Here is a 6,524-nt window from a genome sequence, read left to right as displayed (position 1 = left end):
GTTCGGTGCGTCCAACGCACCGAACGCCACATTGGGGCGCTAGTGCTTGCCGAAGGGGTCGCAGGCGGCCGTGCCCAGGTAGAGGTCGCCGCTGGCCGGGCCGCCCTGCGGGAAGAGCTTGATGTGCACCGCGTGCGTCACCAGGCTGCCGTCCGGCGGCTGGGGCGTCACGGTCTCGTTGAGCACGACCGTCGCCAGCGCGGTGCCGGCGGCCCCGCCGGGGATGACGATCCGGTAGTTCGGCGGGATCTCCTCCGGCACGGTGACGCCCTCGACGGCGCCGACCGCCACCTCGCCGAGGCTGCCGGTCGCGGTCGTCGCGCACTTCGCCGAGAACGTCCGGACGGTCAGCTCCGGGCCGCCGTAGCGCTTCAGCACGGTCGCTTTGAAGCGGCGCCCGGCCGCCTGGGCGATCGCCACCTCGCCGGACCGCCCGCACCCGGTGTCCCCGGCCCCGAACACGGCGATGTCGCCCGTGGCCCCTCCCTGCGTCCAGCCCTTGTACGGGCCGTCGACGGTGCACTTGGCCAGTTCACCGGTGACGACGTGCTCGTTGTCGATCGTCACGTCCACCGAGCCGGACGACGCCCATCCGGTGGACGTCACGGGGGCCGCCGCGCCGAGGAGCGGAACGGCCAGCGTCGTCACCGCCAGCAACCGATATGTCCTCTTCCTGGCGTTCCGCATGCTCCGGCCTCCTCGGTCCCGTGACAGATCGCAGCTGTGCCCTTCGTCATCGGCCGGTCCGGCGCCCGCCCTGATCGGGTCCACCCGGACGAGTGGCCGGTGAGGAACGCAACTCGGCGGGTCCACGGGACGGTAACGAGCGTTAACCTCGGGCGTCGCCTGTTCACCTCGGGAGGTTTCGTGTCTTCGCTGTCCTTCGCCGGCAAGCGGCCCGTGCTGGCCGACCTCGTGCCCGGTTCGCTCGTGCGGGACATCGCGCTGGTCGCCGGCGGTGCCGTGCTCACCGGCGCCGCCGCGCAGCTGACGATCCCGGTGCCGGGCAGCCCGGTGCCGATGACCGGCCAGACGTTCGCCGCGCTGCTGGTCGGCGCGTCGCTCGGCATGTCGCGCGGCGCCGCTTCGATGCTGGTGTACCTGCTGGTCGGCGCCGTGGGCGTGCCCTGGTTCCAGCACGGCACCTCGGGCCTGTCCGGCGCCAGCGCCGGCTACATCGTCGGGTTCGTCTTCGCCGGTGCCCTGGTCGGCGCGCTCGCCGGCCGCGGCGGCGACCGGACGCCGGTGCGCACCGCGGGCACCATGGTGCTCGGCAACCTGGTCATCTACGCGTTCGGCGTGCCGTGGCTGATGGCCTCGACCGGCTTCGACCTGTCGACGGCGTTCGCCAAGGGCGTCACGCCGTTCCTGATCGGGGACGCGATCAAGATCGTCGTGGCCGCCGGCCTGCTGCCGCTGACCTGGAAGCTGGTCTCCGGCCGCAACCAGGACTGACACTCGCCGCGGGGCCTCCCCCGACGGGAGGTCCCGCGACGCGAGTGGCCCGTTCGCGACGGAGCACCGATCTCTGTCGGTGGTGGCGGCTAATGTGTCGCTGTGCCCGCCCGAACCGATTTCCCCGGCGTCCTCGAACTCCTCACCCACGCGGTGGAGTCCGTCGGCGGTGCCGAACGTCCAGGGCAGGTCCAGATGGCCGATGCCGTCGGCCGCGCCATCCGCACCGGTGAGCACCTGGCCGTGCAGGCCGGCACCGGCACCGGCAAGTCACTGGCCTACCTCGTGCCCGCGATCCGCCACGCCGTCGAAAAGGAAGCGACGGTCGTGGTCTCCACGGCGACGATCGCTTTGCAGCGCCAGCTCGTCGACCGTGACCTGCCACGCCTGGCGAAGGCGCTGAAGAAGCCGCTCGGCCGCGAGCCGACCTTCGCCATCCTCAAGGGCCGCCGCAACTACATGTGCCTGCACCGGCTGGATTCCGGCGCGCCGGACGAGCCGGAGGACGCCCAGCTCTTCGACCCGTTCGCGGTGTCCCGGCTGGGCAAGGAGGTCACCCGGCTGCGGGAGTGGGCCTCGGACACCGAAACCGGCGACCGCGACGAGCTCGTCCCCGGCGTCTCCGACCAGGCGTGGCGCCAGGTTTCGGTGACGGCGAAGGAATGTCTCGGCGCTTCGCGCTGCCCGATCGGCACGGACTGCTTCGCCGAGCGCGCCCGCGCCGAGGCCGGCCGCGCCGACGTCATCGTCACCAACCACGCCCTGCTGGCGATCGACGCGCTGCAGGGCTACCAGGTCCTGCCGGACCACGACGTGGTGATCATCGACGAGGCCCACGACCTGGTCGACCGGGTCACCTCGGTCGCCACCGGCGAGCTGACCAGCGCGATGTGCGCGTCGGCCGCGCGCCGCTGCGGCAAGCTCATCGACGCCGACGTCGCGGATCGCCTGCTGGAAGCGGGTGACGGGCTGGCGCTGATCGTCGACGACCTGCCCGCGGGCCGGATGGATGAGCTCCCGCGGCCGTTGAAGGGCGCGATCCCGGCGGTCCGCGACGCCGCGCACGCGTGCATCACGGCGCTGGGCAGCGATCGCAAGGAGGACGTCGAGGGGGCCACTGCGCGCAAGCTGGCGCGGTCGCTGCTCGACGAGGTGCACGACACCGCGGTCCGGCTGCTGGAGGCGTTCGACGAGGACCAGGCGCACCAGCGCGACGTCGTCTGGCTCTCCGGCGACAAGTACTCGTCGAACCCGCGGCCACCGGCGCTGAAGGTGGCGCCCCTCGGTGTCGCCGGCCTGTTGCGCGAGCGCGTGTTCAACCAGCACACGACGATCCTCACGTCGGCGACGCTGACCCTGGGCGGCACGTTCGACACGATGGCGCGGCAGTGGGGTCTCCCGCCGGGCGCGGCCCGCGTGGAGCAGGCCCCGGGCGCGGCGACGGAGAAGGAAGCGCCGTCGGACGAGTCGGGCCCGAAGTGGACCGGCCTGGACGTCGGCTCGCCGTTCGACCACCGGCGCAACGGCATCCTGTACCTGGCCAAGCACCTGCCGCCGCCGGGCCGGGACGGCCTGACATCGTCCACAATGGACGAGTTGGCCGAGCTGATCGAGGCGGCGGGCGGCCGCACGCTCGGGCTGTTCTCGTCGATGCGCGCGGCCAAGCAGGCCACCGAGGAGATGCGCGAGCGGCTGGACTTCCCGATCCTGTGCCAGGGCGACGACGCGACCTCCCTGCTGGTCCAGAAGTTCTCCGAGGACGTCCGCACGTGCCTGTTCGGCACGCTCTCGCTGTGGCAGGGGGTGGACGTGCCCGGGCCGTCGCTGCAGCTGGTGGTGGTCGACCGGATCCCGTTCCCGCGCCCGGACGACCCGGTGTCCTCGGCCCGCCAGCGCGCGGTGGAAGCCCGCGGCGGCAACGGGTTCCTGACGGTGGCGGCCACGCACGCCGCTTTGCTGCTGGCGCAGGGCACCGGGCGGCTGCACCGGGCGGTCAGCGACCGCGGGGTGGTGGCGGTCCTGGATTCGCGGCTGGCGAACGCCCGGTACGGCGGCTTCCTGCGGGCGTCGCTGCCGCCGTTCTGGCCCACGATGGATCCGAAAGTGGTGCGGGAGGCGCTGCGCCGGCTGGACGCAGCCGCGCCCGCGTGACGCGGTCCACAGCCGCGCCCGGTACGGTGAAGCCACCGAAGCAACAAGGGAGCACCGGTTGACCCAGGATTCGTCCAGCGCCCAGTCCCGGACCGTCAGCGTCGACGACACCGGCGTGCGGCGGCGGCTCGCGGACGGCAGCGAAGAAGCTGTCACGTGGGCCGGCCTGTCGTCGGTGATGGTGCGGGTCATCCCCGACGGCCCGTGGAACGAGGACGTCTTCTTCATGCTGGTGGGCACCGACGGCAAGGGCACCGCAGTCCCGAGCGGCGACCCGGCGGCCGACGCGCTCATCGAGCGCCTGCAGGCCCTTCCGGGCTTCGACAACGAGAAGTTCATCGAGGCCATGACGACCGACGCCGACCAGGCCTACGTCGTCTGGGAATCCGGCCAGAACTAGACCTGCGGGAAGGTCTCCGTCACCGGGATCCCCTTCTTGAGCGTCCGGCTCACCGTGCAGAGCCGGTCGATCGCGCGGTCCACGGCACCGGCCAGCGCGTCCCGCTGATCCGCCGTCAGAGTCGACACGTCGACATCGAACGCGACGTGCACGGCGTCCAGCTCCGAAGCGCCTTCACGCCGATCGGCCGAGACACCGACCCGGAACTTCGCGTCCTCGCCGATCCGCCGCGTGATCAGCTCTTCGGCCGTCACCGCGCTGCAGCCCGCCGCCGCGATCTGCAGCAGTTCGGCGGGCGAGAACGCCCCTTCGGCGCCCTTGCGGCCGATCCGGACCTCGGCACCCCGCTCGTTCCGCCCGACGAACGCGTGCTCGCCGGTGCGTTCCACTTCCAGTGTCATGCCCGCTCCAACCGGCTCAGGGAGTCCCTTGTTCCGGCGCCCACTGGGCGAGAACCGTGATCGTGCCGGGGTCGACCTCGGTGAACCCGGCGTCCCGCACGGCGATCACCCGATCGCGCCGCCACGCGCCCTCCGGGTCGTCGCCCGGGTGCAGTTCCTTCCACCGCGCCGGGCTCGCCGTGCGCACGGCGACCCGGAACCCCTGGGCGGCCCAGGCGGCTCGGTCCGCGTCGCCCAGCAGCGCGGCGAGGATCATCGTCGCGTGGCCGACCTGGGCTGCGCCCTTGCCGACGGTCATCGGAACGTGCGGGTTGAGCAGCAGCAGCGGGACACCCTCCGGGAGCGGGCCGGGCTCGTCCGCCGGCAGTTCGCTGCCGGAGATCTGCAGCCGCGCGACCTCCTTGGGGGTCTCGGTGACCAGACCCGGCACGAGCGCCCGCGCCTCGGCGCCGTCGACCTCGACGGTGAACCCCGGCAGATCCTGGACCGCCGCCCAGTGCGCGCCCCGCGCCCGCCGCGCGACCTTCCGGATCCGGTTGTCGAGCCACGCGTGCATCGGCTCGGCCCACTCGCCGCCGGGCTGCGCGCGCTCGTCGAGGCACACGGCCAGCGCCGCCGCGGCCGCCGCCTCCAGCAGCGGCGTGCGGCCCGGCGGCTCGGCCCGTTCGATGCGCAGGATGACCGGCATCGCGCGGACTTCCTCCGGGAGCTCGTCGGAGGTGTCCGAAGTGTCTTCGGCCGGAAGCCCCAGCCAAAAGGCGTAGCGGGCGCCCAGGGGGTCGAGAACGCTGCTCACGGACGCATCAGCTCGAGCCCGTCGGCGGCGTCGGCCGCTTCGACCTCGCCGCGCGTGAGGCCGAGCATGAACAACACGGCGTCGAGGTACGGGTGCGACAGCGCGGCGTCGGCCACCTCGCGCAGCGCGGGCTTCGCGTTGAAGGCGACCCCCATGCCCGCGGCCGACAGCATGTCGATGTCGTTGGCGCCGTCCCCGACGGCGACGCACTGCTCGAGCGGGATGTCGTACTCCGCGGCGAAGCGGCGAAGCACCTTCGCCTTGCCCGCGCGGTCGACGACGTCGCCGACGACCTTCCCGGTGAGCTTGCCGTCCACGATCTCGAGCTCGTTCGCCACCGCGAAGTCGAGCCCGAGCTCGTCGACCAGGCCCTCGATGACCTGCATGAAGCCGCCCGAGACGACGCCGGCGCGGAAGCCCATCCGCTTGAGCGTCCGGATCGTGGTGCGGGCGCCCGGCGTGAGCTCGATCGACGCGGCGACCTGGTCGATCGTCGTCGACGGCAGGCCGGCCAGCAGCGCGACCCGCCGTTCCAGCGACTCGGTGAAGTTCAGTTCGCCGCGCATGGCCGCTTCGGTGATCTCGCGGATCTCCGGCTCGACCCCGGCGTGCGCGCCCAGCATCTCGATGACCTCGCCCTGGATCAGGGTCGAGTCGACGTCGAACACGACGAGCCGCTTCGCCCGGCGCATGATGCCCGCCCGCTCCACGGCGATGTCGACCCCCGCCTGGACGGCGGCGTCGGCGAGCTCGGAGCGCAGCGCGGCGTCCGCCTCGGCGGTGTCTTCGTCGACCGAGACGTACAGCTCGAGCCCGGTCACCGGGTAGTCGGCGACGCTGCGGATCGCGTCGATGTTGGCCCCCAGCGACGCCAGCCGGCGGGCGACCTCGGAGAAGCCCCGCGCGGTCACCGGGCGGCCCAGCACCACCAGCACGTGGGTCGAATCGCGGCGCCCGAGCGCGAAGGGGTCCTCGCCGATCGCCGTGCCGATCTTGACGTCGACCTGCATGCCGACGGACGCCATCGCCTGCTCGACCGTCTCCTGCAACCCCTCCGGGTCGCGGTAGACCCCGGCGAGCACCCCGAGCACGAGCTGCCCGCGGATGACCACCTGCTCGACGTCGAGCACATCGACGTCGTGCCGGGTCAGCACGGCGAACAGCACGGACGAGACACCCGGCTTGTCGGGGCCGGTCGTCGTGATCAGGACGGGGGTCTGGGTCACTGGTCATCCCTCGTTCGGCAACGCTGCCCGGCCAGTCTGCCGGTCCGGAGCCGGACATAAGTAGAGCGCGTGCCCGGCTTTTGTGAAGCCGGGCA

At 72.5% G+C, this 6,524-nt stretch carries 7 protein-coding genes; 3 read left to right on the top strand and 4 right to left on the bottom strand.

Annotated elements, in window-relative coordinates; all coding sequences use genetic code 11:
- Positions 1-39: 39 nt before the first annotated feature.
- Entirely contained in the window at positions 40-657 is a 618-nt protein-coding gene (locus tag ACWEVN_RS45320) for a choice-of-anchor P family protein (RefSeq protein ID WP_452055390.1), read from the bottom strand.
- A 210-nt stretch (positions 658-867) separates the two neighbouring features.
- Here ACWEVN_RS45320 and ACWEVN_RS45315 point away from each other — a divergent pair, with 210 nt between their 5' ends.
- The 3 genes from ACWEVN_RS45315 (at position 868) to ACWEVN_RS45305 (ending at position 4,006) form a co-directional block, all read left to right on the top strand.
- Positions 868-1,455 (top strand): biotin transporter BioY, encoded by a 588-nt coding sequence (locus ACWEVN_RS45315; RefSeq protein ID WP_364588669.1) that lies wholly within the window; start codon positions 868-870, stop codon positions 1,453-1,455.
- Between the two features lie 102 nt (positions 1,456-1,557).
- Positions 1,558-3,606 carry an ATP-dependent DNA helicase gene (locus ACWEVN_RS45310; protein ID WP_449684474.1) on the top strand — a complete coding sequence of 683 codons (2,049 nt, stop codon included), beginning with the start codon at positions 1,558-1,560 and terminating at the stop codon, positions 3,604-3,606.
- Between the two features lie 58 nt (positions 3,607-3,664).
- The gene (locus tag ACWEVN_RS45305) at positions 3,665-4,006 is read left to right on the top strand and encodes a hypothetical protein (protein ID WP_013229471.1); all 342 of its coding nucleotides are present in this window, start codon (positions 3,665-3,667) and stop codon (positions 4,004-4,006) included.
- Here the strand turns inward: ACWEVN_RS45305 and ACWEVN_RS45300 are convergent.
- From ACWEVN_RS45300 to serB, 3 genes are read right to left on the bottom strand one after another with little or no spacing between them, the layout of a single operon-like run.
- Positions 4,003-4,407 (bottom strand): OsmC family protein, encoded by a 405-nt coding sequence (locus ACWEVN_RS45300; RefSeq protein WP_449684473.1) that lies wholly within the window; start codon positions 4,405-4,407, stop codon positions 4,003-4,005. The genes ACWEVN_RS45305 and ACWEVN_RS45300 overlap by 4 nt on opposite strands.
- 16 nt (positions 4,408-4,423) lie before the next feature.
- Entirely contained in the window at positions 4,424-5,203 is a 780-nt protein-coding gene (locus tag ACWEVN_RS45295) for a peptidyl-tRNA hydrolase (protein WP_452055389.1), read from the bottom strand.
- On the bottom strand, positions 5,200-6,429 hold the full coding sequence (gene serB / locus ACWEVN_RS45290) for a phosphoserine phosphatase SerB (RefSeq protein ID WP_449684471.1): 1,230 nt from the start codon (positions 6,427-6,429) through the stop codon (positions 5,200-5,202). The genes ACWEVN_RS45295 and serB overlap by 4 nt, the downstream gene beginning before the upstream one ends.
- Positions 6,430-6,524: the final 95 nt, after the last annotated feature.

The organism is Amycolatopsis sp. NPDC003861 (genome assembly GCF_053605405.1).
Note: the sequence above shows the minus strand (reverse complement) of the source record. Positions and strands in the feature narration are given on the sequence as shown.